The organism is Pseudomonas sp. Marseille-Q5117 (genome assembly GCF_946901175.1).
GTDB classification, from domain to species: Bacteria; Pseudomonadota; Gammaproteobacteria; order Pseudomonadales; family Pseudomonadaceae; genus Aquipseudomonas; species Aquipseudomonas iranensis.
In genome coordinates this window covers 206366-223312 of record NZ_CAMPPP010000007.1, presented here as the reverse complement: position 1 = coordinate 223312, position 16947 = coordinate 206366, and the positions used below count along the sequence as shown (strand labels likewise).

Sequence of the window (16947 nt, the reverse complement as noted above, 5' to 3'; positions counted from 1 at the left end):
CGTATGGGGGCTTTGACGAAAGCTGAGATGGCGGAACGTCTGTATGAAGAGCTGGGCCTGAACAAGCGGGAAGCCAAGGAATTGGTAGAACTGTTTTTCGAGGAAATCAGGCACGCTCTTGAAGACAACGAGCAGGTCAAATTGTCCGGTTTCGGCAATTTCGACCTTCGGGACAAACGCCAGCGGCCTGGCCGCAACCCGAAAACGGGGGAAGAAATCCCGATCACGGCTCGCCGTGTGGTCACCTTTCGTCCAGGGCAGAAGTTGAAGGCCCGAGTTGAGGCTTATGCTGGAACCAAGTCATAACGACGAGCTACCCGTCATCCCAGGCAAACGCTACTTCACCATTGGTGAAGTCAGCGAGCTGTGTGCCGTAAAGCCACACGTGCTGCGCTATTGGGAGCAGGAGTTTCCTCAGCTCAACCCCGTCAAACGCCGCGGGAACCGCCGGTATTATCAGCGCCAGGACGTGCTGATGATCCGGCAGATCCGCGCGCTCCTTTACGATCAGGGTTTCACCATCGGTGGCGCACGTCTGCGTCTGTCCGGCGACGAAGCCAAAGACGATACCACCCAGTACAAGCAGATGATTCGGCAGATGATTGCCGAATTGGAAGATGTTCTAGTGGTACTCAAGAAATAAAAAGCGGCGTTTGAATACTTCCAGTTTTCAAACGCTTGCGATATATTCTTGAGCGCTCTTCGAGGTGAAGAGCGAGATGCAACATCAGTCGGGGCGTAGCGCAGTCCGGTAGCGCACTAGCATGGGGTGCTAGGGGTCGAGTGTTCGAATCACTCCGTCCCGACCATATCTTTCAATGACTTAGCCCAATCTTCACCGGTTGGGCTTTTTCATATCTGAAAAAATACTCCCACATTTACTCCCACGGATATCTTAGATCTCGGTAGCTATGCCATCTGAGAGGCGTTCGAGTCTTGTGTCCCCCGGACAGCCCCTACCGGTGCATGAACCTGAAGAAGCGAAGACGTTCGTTAATGAGTTGCCGATCTAGACAGTCCGCGAGGCAAGCTTCGGGCGATGGCTGTAGGTAACGCGGAGCTCTCTGTTGCTGGTGAAGTGATCCGGGCATTCGCTCAGACTTCGGTAGAGTCATCGAATATCACATGATTCCAGCGGCGGAGGTTCGTGTCGATGGGTGCTATGAACTTCCTGGTGATGGAGACATAGGGCTGATCAGCGCAGTAACCTGATTGTTAAAGCTATCGATGCCGTGCTTGGGTGGTTGCGGTTGATGCTGAGTCGCGCCGCAAAGCGTGGTAAGCCGGAAGCCTGTAAATACAGTTAAGGTCGCTCTCTCCAAAGAACGTTTTGACTGGGCTTCAGCAAGGTGGTTTTAGCTCAAAAAACGAGTTATGCCCCATTTTCCTCCCTCATTCGCGCCGAGTGTGCGAGCGATCGCGAATGGCGATTTCTGACGGACTCAAGTATGGCAGTGGCTAGTATTAAGTACGCCTCCTTATACGGGCGAGCAACCCGTCTATGGCAAATCTTTGGTCGTTCGGAAGACGATATGGAGATGAGTGGATATCCTAAGTGCGGTCGGTGTGAGTCTGGAGCGTGTCGAGCTTACTCAGCGATGCCTGTGAATTTATCTCACCGCAACCTAATCTAGGTTCGATAAACCACTACACGCCAGCGAAGAGTTGTGAACTCCAAGACTGCGATCCACCTAACGCGAGGTGCTACGTTTGAAGGATTTATTGGCAGTCGATGAGTCAGAGGCGTCGGAAATTACGACTGATGCCAAGACGGCTAACCGACCTGCACGTAACCAAGGAAAGGCACTCATCCTTCAATCCTCAGCAGAAGCCGAATACGTACCACCTGATTTCAGCGGGAGCCGGCGAACCAGGATTGGCTCGAGTTTCATTGAGCAGTTTGTTGCAGGACATGATGCAAGTGACGTCCTGCGCGAGCTTGTCCAAAACGAATATGACGGCGGCGGAGCTTCACTGACGCTCAACTTCGGAGGCCATTCGCTTGAGGTGGTCGGTACCGGACGAAATATAGAGCGCAATGGGTGGGAGCGGCTCTCTGTGATTGTCGGTACGGGCAATGTGCTGGGCAGCCGGCAAGAAGAGGTCGTGGCGCCGAAAGCAAATGGTATCGGCTCCAAGAATTTCGGATTACGCTCGTTGTTTCGTTTTGGCGATCAAATACACGTACGATCAGGCGGGCAGGTCGCATTACTTGATCTTCAAACACAGGAAACAGGTCGCGAACGAGACCCGGCGTCGTCCCGGCAGAAGGGTGTTCGCGTTCACGTGCCTTATAGGCTTAAGTCGACAGAGCTGCTTGAGGCGTTTAGCGTCGAAAGAGAGGCGCATGCCCTTGATATGATGGCTGCAGGCATGCCGGACACGCTAGTCAAACTAGCACTTACTGGAAAAAAAAGCGGACTGCGTGAGGTCATTATTCGATCGGTCCGCACAGGCCGTGTGCTTTATTGGAAACAGGACGCCAAACGCGAGCTCTCCTTTGCTGCGCGCGTCACTATGACGAAGAGGACAGGAGCGCTCGTCGATCAGGATGGCAAGCGAATACAGTTCCAGGAGGAGGAGTTTTTGCGGACGGTCGAAATTCCTGAAAGGTTTTCAGGGCGACCTTTTCCGGTATATTACAGACAGCCTGGCGGAAAGTTGTGTATCACGGTGTCGGTCCCGATCATTCGCCGGCGAATCGATCTCCGGCAGTTCGGTCACTTCTATTATCCATTGAAAGCACCCTCGTCCGTCACTGGCTGTGCCGTCAGTATTAGTGCTCCATTCGAACTCAACACGGATCGAAGCGGGATAAACGACCACGTCTGGAATGACTGGCTTATCGATCAAGCCGTCGAGCTGACGATTGATCTTCTCAAAACTGATTGGTTCGACAGATATGGCGCGGACGCATTCAAGGCACTCGTTAGCAGCGGCAACCCCAGTTCGACGCGTTTTTCAAATGAAATAGCTCAGCGGCTTGCAACGGACGCTTGCTGGCCTACAGGGGATGCATCCAATCCTCACTTCGCCCGTGCGGCAGAGATCGTGCTTCCTACGGATCCCGAGCTGCACGGTTTTCTCAGTGCTAATCGCTATCTGGTCCCTAAGCTTTCGGGCGACGAGGCGTTGTCCAGTTTGGCGGTAGAATGCGGTGCCAAGCGATTCACAATTTCTTCGTTAGTAAGGCTGCGATGTGCAGGTGATGATTTAAAGGGACTTGAGACCAAAATTGGCAACGACGCGAATTACCCCTTCGCGAATTACCTTGGTGCCATGACCGCCATAGACATGCAGAAACGCCAAGCTTTGGCGTTGTCGGCTTACCCGCGACGATTGAATAAACTGAATAAAGCTGACTTGGGTAATACCGCTTCGACTTTGAATGCTGTTGGTGAGCTCTTACCCGCTGTTCGACTGATGATCGTAAGCCCAGATCTTTGGATTGATTGCCCGGAACCTGAAGCCAACCGGCTCCATCCAGAACTCATTCAATACAAATCAATTTCAAGTCACTGCCGTACATTCGACGAAGAGCAATGGCTGATTGATGCCGCTGGCCGCGCCGCCTCCGCAGTGGGCGATGACCGGGAGCGAGAAACGCTCTACCGGAAGTTACTCACCAGCGAGAAACCGATCAGCCGTCTCGCTCTATCAGCATTACGCAACAATCCTGTTGTCAAGAATCAGCGTGGCCAGTGGGTAGCGCCGTCTACCATGGTACATCTCAAAAAGCCCCTGGCAACGCAGCTCGATGCGGCGATAGATGCCCCGTCGAAGGAGATGCTAAAGGCGTCAGGATTGATCGCGCGCTTGCGGATTCGTAATTCGCTAAATGGCTCAGATCTCGTGCGTTACGCTCGATTGGTTGTCGAGCGTCCTGAGATAGCTGAACGATTTGAAAAGCTGCTTACCGAAAATTTCAATTTGCTCGTTCCTGCGGTCGTAGATGAACTGCAGGAGATCCCCTGTCTGATGTCGCGATCGGGGCAGCCTACGGCTCCTTGCATGCTTCACCTCGACACGAGGGCCAATCGGTTATGCATCGATGACGACCACCGAATTGTCGGGGGGAGTCATGATCTGCTGTATCGTAAGCTGAAACTCTCAGTCGCACCTGGTTCGGAGATTTTGGTCGATATTCTCAATCGCCATATGCAAGAGGGACGGGCTCCTAATCGGCCTGATTTGATATATCCGGCACTTGTGGAGGCCATTAAGCGCGAGCGGCGCAACAAATCTGAATTTCTTAATATGCGGATTTGTTGGGTTCACAACGGCTTCTACCCGCCCTCTGAAATCCTAGTTGGCTCCAGGACGGCAACCCCGCTAGGCGAGGTGTTCCCTCTCTACAAACATTCCGACGCAGTCGGAGATGCATATTTTGCGCTTGGCGCTGCGAGTCAGCCTAATGATACGCACTGGTCGCGCTTCTTCCTAAATGTGGGAGCGGCATGGGCAACTGAGACACACTTAACATCGGATAGACGGGCCATCCTAATAGATGCCTACCGCCTACGTAGGAGCTTTGGCTTACCCTCGGGGCTTGAGGATGTTCGCTGCTTGATCGACGATCGAGCGCGACTCTTCACTCTTGGTGAGTTGCGTTCTGGAAAACTCCTCGAACCAGATTTTCCAGCACTCGAACAAGCACTTCGAAATGCCGACAGTGCCACCGGAGTCGTTGACAGAACCGAACACGCTCGCTCATTTTTTGCAGGTCTCGGCATTCGTCCACTGTCAGCAATCGCTGGTACAAGTGAGGCTGTACTCGGTTCGTCGTGTCGACCACCACTTTGGTTTAAGCCTAAACAGGCCGAGCGCGTCATCGCCATTCTGCATAGACCGCTTTTTGCGCGCGCACTGTTTGAAGTTGCCTATCGAAATCGGCATGGTCATTCAGGTTTCCAGCCAGCGTCACTTTCCATGATCAAAAGGGACCTCCTCAGTATTCGTGACATTGCTTTTTTTTCGAGTATGGAGCGTCGCTACAGCGTGGCTGGGACGAGCGTTGTCGTTCCGGCTCAGGTGGCGGTCAGTGCTGGGCAGGTCTGTGTCATTCCGCCAAAGACCAAAAGCAGATTTCAACTATTGCTTGCTGAAGCGCTTGCAGAAATCGCTGGCGCTACCAGCGTGGCAACGATGCGCAGCATCGCCAACGCATTTCTTCCGCTTCTTCTTTGTGGAACGCTTGAGGAGTTAAGAGAGTATCTAGAGCAGATGGGGCTTTCCAATAGCTTCCGATCGATCGCGGATGATGAGGAGGCCAACCAGCTCGAAGACGATGACGATGACGAAAGTGATGAGGATTTTGAGGAGCTTGCATTGCGTCAGGTTTTCGACAATCTCAACACCTCTGGCTCCACTAGCAGCGACGCGGTCCAGCCCGTTGATACAGCTACGCCGCGCATAATTAACGCTCCGCCTGCGCTTCCACCTGCGGCACCTACTTTCGCTTTGCCGAATCTCGAAGATGTCTTACTAACGGTCGCGCCGACCCAAGGAGTAGAAATCGAACTACGCGGAGGAGGGGGAGGTGGTGGCGTTGGAACCACGAATGTCTGGCTACCACCCACGGCTGCGGAGAATGAACGGGCTAGTCGCGTGGGGCAACGTGGTGAGGAACTGGTCTATCGCATGGAGCTTCAGAAAGTACGAGATATGGGCTATGCGAAACCTGAGCTGTACGTCGTATGGACATCGCAAGACGATCCGGGTGCCGACCATGACATCCGCTCCATTGACATCAACGGGGAGCCGCGGTGGATTGAAGTGAAATCGACTACAGGTGTGGATGGCAGATTTGACTGGCCCCGCAGAGAGTTTGAAAAGGCACTGCGTGAGCGGGAGCGTTATGAGTTGTGGCGCGTTTATCGCGTCGCCGCTAAGGAACCCGTGGCAAAGTGCTTCACCAACCCATCGCGCATGCTTGGGGCGCGACAGATTACGCTTGAGCTCGGCATGTTGCGCGCCAATATCGAGAAGTTGGTTGAGTCGTTCTAGGGCAATCGCATCATGACTCGCTGAATTCTTGCCCTTACGCCGCTACTGAACTCCGGTTGTGGTCTCTGATAAGAGTGACTGGCGAGATTTCGGAAAAATTACAAAAATACGAAGGCTACGCTCCAGATATCCCACCTTTACGATCTCTTAGGTAGGTAATTCTGATGTGTAGTGCTGAGGCTGAGATTCATTGCAGCTAAAGCTGACATTTCATCCTGGCTGATCTAAATTCTAGCCGTCCATCTGATTCAGGCGATCTTCATGCTGACTGGCTCCAATCACCTGTATGCAGCTTGCTATGCAGCATTGCCTATTATGAGGATGCGCAGGGCTTCAACTTGTCTGCGCGCGGGAAGACTGGGGCGTATCTCAGCCTGGGGAGCCTCTGGCTCTGACTATCTAGTGATAGCGTGCGCGCCGAAGACATGCAGCGTAATTTCAGGGGGTGACACGATTTGGATCTTTACTAAGCGTAATGTAATATCGTTGATGGAAACTGTTTCGGATGAGTTCTGGAAACGTTAACTTGTAATAGCGAAGTCCTAGCTGCCGCAAATTATTAGAAGGTATGGATACATGCAGGATAAGGCTCAAGATGGCACCGGTTTTTTTGACTCGGCGGTGATAAAAGTATCGGCGGTCATATTAGCTGTGGCAGTAATTTGTGCCGGAAGTGTCATTGTGATTTATAAAAAGCATTTTGCTGGCGACTATTTAGTCGATCATGCTGCATGGGGGCAGTTTGGTGATTTCTTTGGAGGGACCTTAAATCCGATACTCGCGATGCTGTCTTTGTTTGCGATATTAGGCGCTTTAATTATCCAGTCCCGAGAGCTTTCTCATTCTACCTCTGCTCTGAAGGAACAAAGTGCTCATTTAAATGTTCAGGCGTTTGAAAATACCTTCTTTTCCATGGTTCTTCTTTATAATGAAAATGTCAAGACTTTAGATCTGGAAGATACTGAGAAAAAAGAGGATTATAATCAGGGGCGGGGAGCATTTCGTATATTGCTGCGAAGACTCAAGATCAATTATGAGAACGTAAAGAAATATCATTCCACTGGTAGGGATGAGCGCGAAATAATTGCGCAGGCCTATAAGGTTTTTAGTGCTGATAACGATAGGTTTATTGGCCACTACGTGGGATCTCTAAAAAGCATTATTGATTTCATAGAGGTGCGAAGCCCTAGCAATCCGTTGCAATACTACTCGATTGTTAACGCGCAGTTATCCGCAAATGAACGGCTTCTTATTTTTTACCATTCGCTGAATTGTGGTGGATCGTTAGCATTAGATAATTTAAATAAATATAACTTTTTTGGAGATATTTCAAAGCAGTTGTATTTTGATGCAGATCTTCATTCTTCTTTGGTAGTTAATCCCATTTAGTTGAGTTTTTAATTATGAATCCAAGTCAGCAATTGGCCACAAAGTCTACAAGCGTTAGTGAACTTATAAAGTCTACCTATTTTGTGGTACCTCCTAATCAGCGCGAATACAGATGGGGTTTTGAACAGCTCGAGAAGCTGTGGGATGACTTGATTACTGCTGTCAAGGAGCAAGGGCCTGGTGGTAATGCAATTGGTCACTTTTTAGGTGCGATTGTGGTGATTGGTCAAGAGCAGTCTCACGATAGCGCGAGATGGGAGATAATTGATGGGCAACAGCGGTTGACTACCATCACAATTCTTTCGGAGTGTTTGCGATCTTATACTTCCGAGATAATGGATCAAAAGATTCGCTTGAAGCTTGAGCATGTTTTGCTTGATTGTGTTGTGGCGCCAAATGCCGGTTTTGTTCCCCGCCTAAAGTTGAATAGGGAAGATGATTTTTACTGCAATAGTTTATTCGAAAACCCTTCGGTCGAATCTAAGCGAGAGTATTGGGATAGAGCGGGTGATAAAAAATCCGAGGTTCAGGCCAATATTATTAGGGCGTTCGATTTTTTCTACAGCTCTATAGAAGAAGAGTTGAAAGGCAAAGATTCAGAGGAGAGGCAATCTCGGATAAGAGATCTGGTAGAGACTTTGACCGAGTTTTTTTATGTTTTGGTAGTTCGTACTGCTAATTTATCATTGGCATATCGCTTGTTTGAGACATTAAACGAGCGGGGGCTAGATTTGTCTCAAGCTGATCTTATTAAAAATGTCTTGTTGGAGCATGCAGTGTCCTCCGGCGGAAATGTAGTGGAAAGCGTTACAAGATTGTGGGATGTCTTTATAGATAATTCGGAAAGTCAGCCTGATAATAAGAAGCTAGATTTGCCTCAGTTAATTCAATTTTCTTTTACGTATCGTCATGAGCGGGTTAAAAAGGAGATGATATTTGAAGAGGTTTCTAAGGTGCTTTCGTCAACTACAATACGGGCACTCGATTTTGCACAGGAGTTTAGTAAGGACTCCTTGAATTGGCGGCAGTTCCTACTTGGTGATTTAAAAGGGTGGGATGTCGAGTTAGAAGATTTGAGGTACGCAATTGTAGATCCATTATGGAAGTCGCACTGTGCTTCTTTCATCATGGCAATAATGGATAAGCACGGCGAAAATGTCGTGGCTCTTAAAAAGTATCTAGTTCTTGCTGAGAACTACTTGTTTAGACAGGGGCTTATTGCAAAAGACTCTGTGGGTTCGTTGCAAGAGTTTTTTGGAGAGGCATCCGCGATGGTAAGAGCGGATTTGTCACTCGCAGAAGTGTCGAATTATTTCTCGAGAAAAAGTTCGGATGAGCGGTTCGTGGAGAATTTCTCAAGAGCTGCTGTGAGCAATATTAGGCAAGCATTTTACATAATTTGGAAAATAGAAAATTACATCAAACCAGTTTTGGATACGAGGCCGCGTAACAATAATGCTTCCCAGAGAGTAGAGTTTATAATGCCAAAGAAGCCAGGGGTAGAGTGGCTGGGAGTGCAAGAAAAAGAAGGTTATAGTGGATACTTAAATAGAATTGGCAATCTTCTTATGCTTCCTCATGATGTCAATCAGACAGTGAAGAACAAGGCTCTGTCTGTAAAATTTGAGAATGATGATAATTTGGACTATTTGCGAAGTGGCTTAAGCTTGCCAGTCAGTGTGGCGAAAAATACTCACAGTTGGCTGGAGAAAGGGGAGTGGACTTTTGAAAGTATTGCCAAGCGACAATTGTATCTTGCTGAAACCTATGCAACAAATGTTTGGCCTCTAAAGTTTGAGGAGTGATATTTTCTTTCAATGATTGTGGTGTAGCCCTATGTTCTCCTGTTATGGTAATGGACATAGGGCAATCGATTAGTATTAGTTAAATACAGCGGAGCAGCGCAATCGCCGCTGTTGATAAAAGTTTGGTCCAGTCTACTGACTGGGGTGACAGATGCGCGGACAGCTTGAGTTGAGGCAACCAGGATGCCGTCTTCTTCGGTGTAGACCCTGTAAGTTATCGTAGTGGGGAAATCGCCGCAAACTACATCGCAGTGGTTCTACACTGTGCGCTTACCCACGGTTCTTCAGGCCATTCCTCGATTCTATTTGGCGTTCCAAACTAAGTCGTCACGCGTCTTCCGAAATGGCGTATCGTTTCGTTAGCAACGAGTGCGTTTGTAACAAGCTCGTTTTAGTGCCTTTTTTTTCTTCGCCTGTTACTCTGACGTTGGAACTTTAGATTCGTAAACGAAAGGACGCCAAGGATGAATATTAAGCCCGTTCATGCTGCTGTAGGAGATGTTTTTGGAGATAAGACGGTTTTCTCCGTCCCTAAATATCAGAGAGGCTATGCTTGGGATTCTGATTCCGTTCAAGATTTCATTTCTGATGTGGATGTATGTTATCGCTCGCGTGTAGGTGGAGCGCATCGTGAGCATTTCCTTGGCGGTATTCTTAGCATTAAAAGTGATATTGAGGGGGTTGCTAATGCTGTCCATTATCAGCTAGTTGATGGTCAGCAGCGAATAACGACAATTGTGTTGTTCGGGTATGCTCTGATGGACGTCTTTAGTGAACTCGCGGGTTTTCTTGATGATCTCGAACTCAGGAAAAGGGTTGAGCACTATGTAAAAAATCTCAAGATATCATTTGTTACTCACGAGCAGGTGGTTAATCGAGTTGTCACAAGTGCCAATGTTCTGACTTTGTCTAAGAAAGATGAGGGTTATTTTCGAGGTTTATTGGCAGGAAACGAGCCAGATTGTGAAATTGACTCGCATGAAAAGTTATTATCTGCGATGGGTAAAGTTGTTGCGTATTTGAAAGAAGTACAAAATCAATGTGACGATTTTGCCGCGAAAGTTGACGCTCTCGAGCAGGTACATGATGTATTGCTCAGCGATTTTTCAATGCTTCATATGGTCGCGGAGAACAAACCAGATGCATATAGATTATTCCAGGTAATTAACGATCGGGGCGTTTCGCTGACAGATGGAGATTTGCTAAGGGTTAAGACCTTGGAACTTTTGGAAGATTATGGTGATGAGCAGTTAGCGGCTGAACAAATTTGGGACGATATACTGTCGGACAAACCAAATAAAACGTATGATTTTTTACAATGGATATATGAGTCTCATGCATATAGACGAGCTAGGTCTGGTGCACTCGCTGATGTATATATGGAGGCATTTTTCGAAGGGTTGGCACCAGGCGGAGTAAAAAAGAAAGATGCAAAATATATCATCACGCAGCTAAAAGTTATTCATGCAGATGTGGAGCGCTGCAGAGCTTTTACAAAGGGTGAGTGGATATTTGCAGATCAAAGGCCTGTGACGCCCTGGGATAGAGCCCGGTTGGCAAGCTTGGTCGTTCATTTAGGGCACACTCTCAGTGTTCCTCTATTGCTGGCTGCAAGTGAACTGGGTCATGTTAAGTTCAGAGATATTGTTTTAATGCTTGAGCGAGCATTTTTCAGGTATAAAATTATTTGCAATGAGCATGTAACTCCGCTAAAGGGGCTTTATTATTCAGAATGTGAAGTCATACGTACTCAAGGTACTGCGTATAGCGTAAATTCACTAAGGCAGAAGCTAGGGGGCTTACTTGAGCAGCGTGCACCATTACATAACTTTATCAATGGTTTGATGTCGTTGCATTATCAAAGCAAAACAGGAGGCAATAAAAACATAAAGCATTTTCTGATGATGCTTGATTCCTATTACGCTTGGTACGAGAGTGGGGCGGTAGGCGTGCCCAAATGCCTTGAAGGACATAGATTGTTGGATTTTGGGGAGACATCTATTGAACATGTATATCCAAAAAATGCAAAAGCAGCAGATATCGATATAGAGATGGAACCTAGAAAAAATTCCATTGGCAATCTAACTATTCTTGATCCGGAGATAAACTCAATGGCCGATAACGATAATTTTGCGGCTAAACGAGGTGTCTTCAAATCTTCGTCGATTGCGTTAAATCAAAAAATCGGCAAGAAGCTCAAGTGGAATTTGAAAGCTTCTGTTGAGTATGAAAGGAATGTACTGGAAATGGCGCGCCATATCTTCGTTGTGTAGTGTGAATCGTGCCGGCGGTGCTTGTAAGTTATCAAGTGCGTCCTGTTCCGTCGGCGTAAAATTACTAAGGCTAAAGGGAATATGGATCCTATCGTTAGTTTTAAGATCGACCCTAAAAGCATCGGAATAATGGTGAGGCTTGCCTCACCTGTGAGTATGTGACCATTGCGATGGGTGATAAACCGCATCGCTGGTCAAGATTGTTGATTATTTACTAATCAGTAGCGCTACGTCTTTGAGCGAGCGTATATGCCCCATTTTATGAAGACCTACCTCGATCAGGGACGCTACATGCCTGACGGGATCCCAGTCCAAATCACTTTGATGTGTGAATTGCCTGAGCAGCGCTTCGTAAATATCCAAGTGCTCACCAAATAGGGTGGGAGCATTGAACTCCTGTCCTTCTAAATCCGATACGCTGGCATTGCCTAGGCCATTTTCATCGGCCAGAGCAAGGGCGATTGCGTACCGGCTTAAGATATTAGGCGTTAGACCAGTCTTAGATTTAAGATATTTTAGTTTCGCGGTTGACGAACTTGAAATCTTGAATTTATGCGGAAATGTATTCATGCGTTATTAACCCACCGCCAGAAATATCCTTCCTCGGCTTGAGTAGATCGAGTTTCTGGGTTGTATACCAGGTGATAGGAGTGAGAAATACTTCCCTGAAGTCCCTCATAAAAAGCGTAATCAATTTCTGTATCTGTCGAGAGAATAATTACTTGATGGCTGGTTTTAGGGAAATAATTCTCCACGAGTTTTTTACGATGAACAGAATCGAGACGACCAAGCGGCGTGTCGATTACTACTGGCAGGCTTCGCCCCGACGTTCGTGCTAACGCCTCTAGAACAGAGATTGCGAATATCTGCTTCTCACCTGCTGACAGCTCATCCTTACGTAACGACACACCCTCATCGTCAATAAGAACGACCTCGAAGGAGCTAGGATCAATCTGGATACTGAGGTTTCGATCTTCTTTGCGCGCGAGACCGTTGAATGATATGAAAAACTGCGACTCAAGTTCTTTGAGCTTTTCAATTCGAGCACGTGCAGAGAACTCTCTTAAAACTTCTCTGGCATTTTGTGCAAGGCCGGTTAGACGCTCTGCTTCTTGGGTTTCGGCAATTTCTGTATATAGTTCATCTAATTGGCGTGCTGCAGTGGACAATTGATTGAGAAGTGTCTTCGCTTCCTCAACTATCAAAGATCTTTGTTCTTCTAGAACGGACAAGCGCCCTTGTAGCTGCCCTTGTTCGTTAAACAGTGGCATTAGCACTTTTTCTTCTGGGGCTCGAGCAATATTTTCTTTAGCAGATTCGATTCCGGTATCAGTGTCCTGAAGCTTTGCCACTAGACCAGCGGCTCGTTGTTGGAGCGCTCCCATATCATTCATCAGGCGGTGAGTGATGCTAGATCGCTGGGTGTCCGAGAGCTCATGTACTGGCGATAGGCTTCGATCGCTATTACCGAGTTCTGAACCGAATGTCCTAAGGAAAATATCTTGAAGGGCAGGTCTTTGCTCCTTGCTGATTTTTAGCGTCGATTCGAGTTCTGTCAGAAAATTGATTTTCTGACGCTCCAAATATTCAGAAAGAACCTGCACTTTTTCCGCGCGCTGCTCAGAGTCCAATTGTACGAGGAGTTTTTCGTTCAATTTCCGGGTAATTGCAAACGGCAGTAAGCCACTCAGCATCTCATGCAAAGTATGCTCTATGGCTTTTTTCTCACTCGCCAGTGAGTCAAGACTAGCTATTTCTTCCTCTCTTGTAGCGCTCCAGGCACCGCCGCGCGCATTAATACTTGCCTCAATGTTGGCCAGGTTTTTGTTTGCCTCGACGGTATTGACACGCATATGGACAAGTTTTTCGCGTGTATCAGCGAGCTGCTTCTTTAGATCCTCGTAAGTTCGTTCTGCTTCAGCTATTTTTTGCTTGCGATCTTCAGATGCTTTTTTTACTGAGCGGCCTCTGATGATCACGGATAGGTCAGAATGCAGCCTGTCGATGAGGTCCAAGCCTAAAAGCTTGTTGATCGACTCTCGTAGAGCGTCCCCGGATGTTTCTTCAGCGAGGCTTGCGATTTTTTCGCCGTCAAAGAAGAACAGCTCGGATACGCCAATCGGGATCAGCTCGTTAAGAAAAGCTTGTGCCTGATCATATGAAAGCTCGGTCAGGTGTTTGCCGTCCCTGGAAATTATAAGGCCTTCTTTGATCTTGCCGCCACGATCAATAAACCAATCCCGGGTCAATTGATAGCTCGAGATGAGCCCATATTGCGCATAGCGGAAGGTAAGTTCGACAGCCGCCCGTGTAGGTTTGGCAATGCTGTTGTGTGCTCTATGGATGCAGTCACGAAGATATTGGTGATAGTCGACAACTGTTGCGCCTGAGCCCAGTACGCCTTTGCCATACAAAGCAAGCTTTAGCGCGCTTAGAATGGTTGTCTTACCGCCGCCATTTAAACCGCCGAACAAAACGATAGGCGCGTTTTTGCCTCTTTTGATCTTAGGAACCAGATCAAAGTTGTGGGCTCCGCTAAAAACTCGGAAATCTAGTACTGAAAGGGAATCTATAATCATTGCAGCAAGCCATCTAGTTCGGCTTTCAGAGATTCGAAAGCGGTCTTATACGTGTCGTTAACTGTAGGTACGGCGCGACGTTCCAGCGCTTCATCCAGCCCCCCCCAGTCTTGCTCCAGGATTTTTTGCAGCTCTTCCAGAATTCCTTTCCGACGTGAGAGGCCAGAAAATGATAATTCGGTATCGATCAGCTTCATGATCAGGACCGCCGGCACTCCGTGCTCCTGCTCCAATGCGTTCAGGATGGCCGCATCGGGCTCAGTGAAGGCGCCGGCGTCATTCTTGATCCACTCAACTGTATCTGCGGGGTAGACCTCGGCGTAAATTTTAGGAAGTGAATCAACCCAGTCCGGCTCATTCGGGTCTTTCAGCCATTGCTGGCGGATTACTTGCAGTTCATCACGGCCGATCAGTTCGATATCACGATCCGTCTCACGAATACCTTTCTCAATTTCCAGAAGCAGCTTCAGCCACTCTTTGCGATATTTCATCCAATACGGGCCAGGCACGTGTTTGGTTGCAGCATTTGTGTCGTCGTCTATAGCCCCTCTCGCGAAGGTCACTTTTCCGGTACGACGTTTGTAGTTACGGTATTCAGTTTTGTTTTCGGGGAGTGAGCTGGCATGTAGCTGGTTGCGGAACTGCAGCAGCGGCAGCATCCAATCCTCGCCGCTGTTTACGAGGCCCTCGATTGCTTTGTCATGAGTCACCACGGTGCACGTCCAGCAGCCGAAGCGTGAATTGCCACAGGATGGTGTATTGGTGTCGATTACCAGTGGGCACTCGCCAGCGTTGGAGTCTTTGTACAGCTCAAACAACACTCGATTGGAGCCACCCCAAGGCCTGGCAGCACTCATGAGATATTCCCAGACATCGTCAGCGTGCCATAGCTCAATGGGCATATAGGTATAGGCATTTGGCAGGGTGGTATGCCGGCCCAAAGCAGATCCATCGATTTTGTGGCGCGTGATCACCTGCGCACGCGTGTTGCTTTCTTCGCGTCTCGAGCCGAGTACCACCACGACTTCGCCGAAACGGGCTACCTTGTCTTTGATAAATTCGCTAACTGGATCGATTTTCATCCGCTCTGTGCACCAGCGAAACGCCTTGGTCGGTGCTGGGTAGCCCTTACCTAGGAGGTTGGCCCAGAACGTTTCTCCAACTTTAGGGGTGACAGAATGGGCTGTCATCGGAATCTGATCTTGAACGGCTTGAGCGTTCACCGAATCAAGTACCTGGCGGATCATGTCGACTACTACAGGGGTTTCTACTCGAGTGTCGGAGGAGACGACGTACACGTGCTTGTGGCGTTCTTCAGGCGGCAACATCTTCAGGGCATAGTATGTGAGCGACAGGATGACGGTAGAGTCCTTGCCGCCGCTGAAACCCACTACCCATGGGCGATTATCGGCCTTGTAGATGCTTTGAAGCTCACGGACAGCATCCGCTAGCGGTCTTCCAGAAATGATCGCTTCTTGAACGAAATCATCGTGCGATGGATAGAGGAATTGATCATTACTCATTATTGAGGAAACCTGTTTTCTAACTCGCGTTCAACCGTGGATAGCGGGACGCCAAGTTTTTTCTTGATAAGACTTGCTGTGAGCGCCACGTTCGTTGTGGCTTTAGAGATCCGGCCGTGAACCATGGCGCGACCTTCCCATTCCGGGTTTGCTCGAGACCAATCGATGCTCCGGAGCTGGCTGATGGTATTTTTCCATTCAGACTCCTTACGGATTATCAGTTCAGCTCCGACAAGTCCCATTGCTTGCAGCAGCACGCCGTGGGCGTGAATGTAATTGTCCCGTAATTCGGACGTCGACAGCTCTTTGTTTTTTGCTCTGATCCAATCAGGCATCTGCAAGGACACCTCTTCCCAGAACGATTTTGCGAGCTCCCGCTCATTCTGCGCAATGAGATCGCCTTTTCCTTTTTTCAATAAGACGCGGGAGGCGTTTTTTATAGCGCTTAGGGTGAATAGCTTGGAGCTGCGGGGAGAGAGGCTAGATTTCTCCAGCTCTGTCATCCTGGAGAAAATTTCGACGTTTTTGGCCAGGTACCTGGCCAGATCGGAAATTTGGTCTCGATGATCGTAAAGCGTGCTTATTGAATTACTCGGTCTCACAGCATGCTTGTTGAGATCAGCAAACATTTGTTGACTACGATTCAGCCCCTCATCAATGAAGAAAAGCACGGGGATGTTGTCGTAGCCAAGTTCTGGATTTTCGCGGATAGCTTGCTCAATGGCTGCCCGACGGTGCTGACCGTCGTTGATTAGAATTTGAGCATCCATTGGTATGGTTAGCGTACCGATGCTTTGCTCTAGGCCAGTATCGGAAGCAGGATTGAATTGGACTACCCCATCAACAGAAGCGGTAATTGCAGAGAGGGTGTAGTCGTCGCGATTGTCAAGCAAATATGCGGAAATCTCAGGAACCCTAGCCAAGTTCAACGTTCGCTGTGCGCGCAAATCCGCAGGCACATTTTCCTCGTTGAAAATGAAAATCTTTGGCACAAGGCGCATCGGGCACATCGCTATGTAGCAAGGCCTACCGGCTTGAATGCCTCGGACGCAGGGGAAGGAATGAATATAGGTCGTCATGTGTTCGCATGTCTTTTCTCTGCAGGTACGTTATTTTGCATATTTTTAACATACACGCAAGGCGGGATGTCGCGATGGTACGGTCCAGCAGCTTGCTTGTGAGTTGAGGTCAATAGGGCGACGGGTTAAACAGCGGAGCCTGCGCGTGGTAGGCGTCAGTTTTTGAGTGCGGAACAGAATGACAGTATGGATACCTGTATCTGGGTGGCCGTTAATCTGCATTTCTCACATGCTTGAAGAGATCGCTGATGCGCTGCGTTGGGCACACCGACGCTTCGGGAGGATCGTGTCAT

At 48.6% G+C, this 16947-nt stretch carries 10 protein-coding genes and 1 tRNA gene; 7 read left to right on the top strand and 4 right to left on the bottom strand.

Annotated elements, in window-relative coordinates; genetic code table 11:
• Positions 1-3: 3 nt before the first annotated feature.
• The 7 genes from ihfA (at position 4) to OC605_RS14015 (ending at position 11473) form a co-directional block, all read left to right on the top strand.
• Entirely contained in the window at positions 4-306 is a 303-nt protein-coding gene (ihfA, locus tag OC605_RS14050; RefSeq protein WP_002553164.1) for an integration host factor subunit alpha, read from the top strand.
• Complete coding sequence (locus OC605_RS14045; RefSeq protein ID WP_003179985.1) at positions 287-643, top strand: MerR family transcriptional regulator; 357 nt, start codon at positions 287-289, stop codon at positions 641-643. The genes ihfA and OC605_RS14045 overlap by 20 nt, the downstream gene beginning before the upstream one ends.
• 89 nt (positions 644-732) lie before the next feature.
• Positions 733-809, top strand: a tRNA-Pro gene (locus tag OC605_RS14040).
• A 901-nt stretch (positions 810-1710) separates the two neighbouring features.
• Complete coding sequence (locus tag OC605_RS14035; protein WP_262137787.1) at positions 1711-6006, top strand: DUF3883 domain-containing protein; 4296 nt, start codon at positions 1711-1713, stop codon at positions 6004-6006.
• A gap of 576 nt (positions 6007-6582) precedes the next feature.
• Positions 6583-7395, top strand: a complete 813-nt coding sequence (locus OC605_RS14025) for a putative phage abortive infection protein (protein WP_159994804.1) — start codon at positions 6583-6585, stop codon at positions 7393-7395.
• A 14-nt stretch (positions 7396-7409) separates the two neighbouring features.
• Entirely contained in the window at positions 7410-9200 is a 1791-nt protein-coding gene (locus tag OC605_RS14020; RefSeq protein ID WP_262137786.1) for a DUF262 domain-containing protein, read from the top strand.
• Positions 9201-9664: 464 nt separating this feature from the next.
• Positions 9665-11473 (top strand): DUF262 domain-containing protein, encoded by a 1809-nt coding sequence (locus tag OC605_RS14015; RefSeq protein WP_262137785.1) that lies wholly within the window; start codon positions 9665-9667, stop codon positions 11471-11473.
• A 207-nt stretch (positions 11474-11680) separates the two neighbouring features.
• Here the strand turns inward: OC605_RS14015 and OC605_RS14010 are convergent, their stop codons facing one another.
• The 4 genes from OC605_RS14010 to dndB are packed head-to-tail and all read right to left on the bottom strand — an operon-like array spanning position 11681 to position 16654.
• Positions 11681-12043, bottom strand: a complete 363-nt coding sequence (locus OC605_RS14010) for a DndE family protein (protein ID WP_159994810.1) — start codon at positions 12041-12043, stop codon at positions 11681-11683.
• Positions 12040-14052 carry a DNA sulfur modification protein DndD gene (dndD, locus tag OC605_RS14005; RefSeq protein WP_104910338.1) on the bottom strand — a complete coding sequence of 671 codons (2013 nt, stop codon included), beginning with the start codon at positions 14050-14052 and terminating at the stop codon, positions 12040-12042. The genes OC605_RS14010 and dndD overlap by 4 nt, the downstream gene beginning before the upstream one ends.
• A complete protein-coding gene (dndC, locus tag OC605_RS14000; RefSeq protein ID WP_159994814.1) occupies positions 14049-15575 on the bottom strand; it encodes a DNA phosphorothioation system sulfurtransferase DndC in 1527 nt (508 codons plus the stop codon). Before dndC ends, dndD begins: the two co-directional genes overlap by 4 nt.
• On the bottom strand, positions 15575-16654 hold the full coding sequence (gene dndB / locus OC605_RS13995; protein ID WP_064594905.1) for a DNA sulfur modification protein DndB: 1080 nt from the start codon (positions 16652-16654) through the stop codon (positions 15575-15577). Before dndB ends, dndC begins: the two co-directional genes overlap by 1 nt.
• Between the last annotated feature and the right edge of the window lie 293 nt (positions 16655-16947).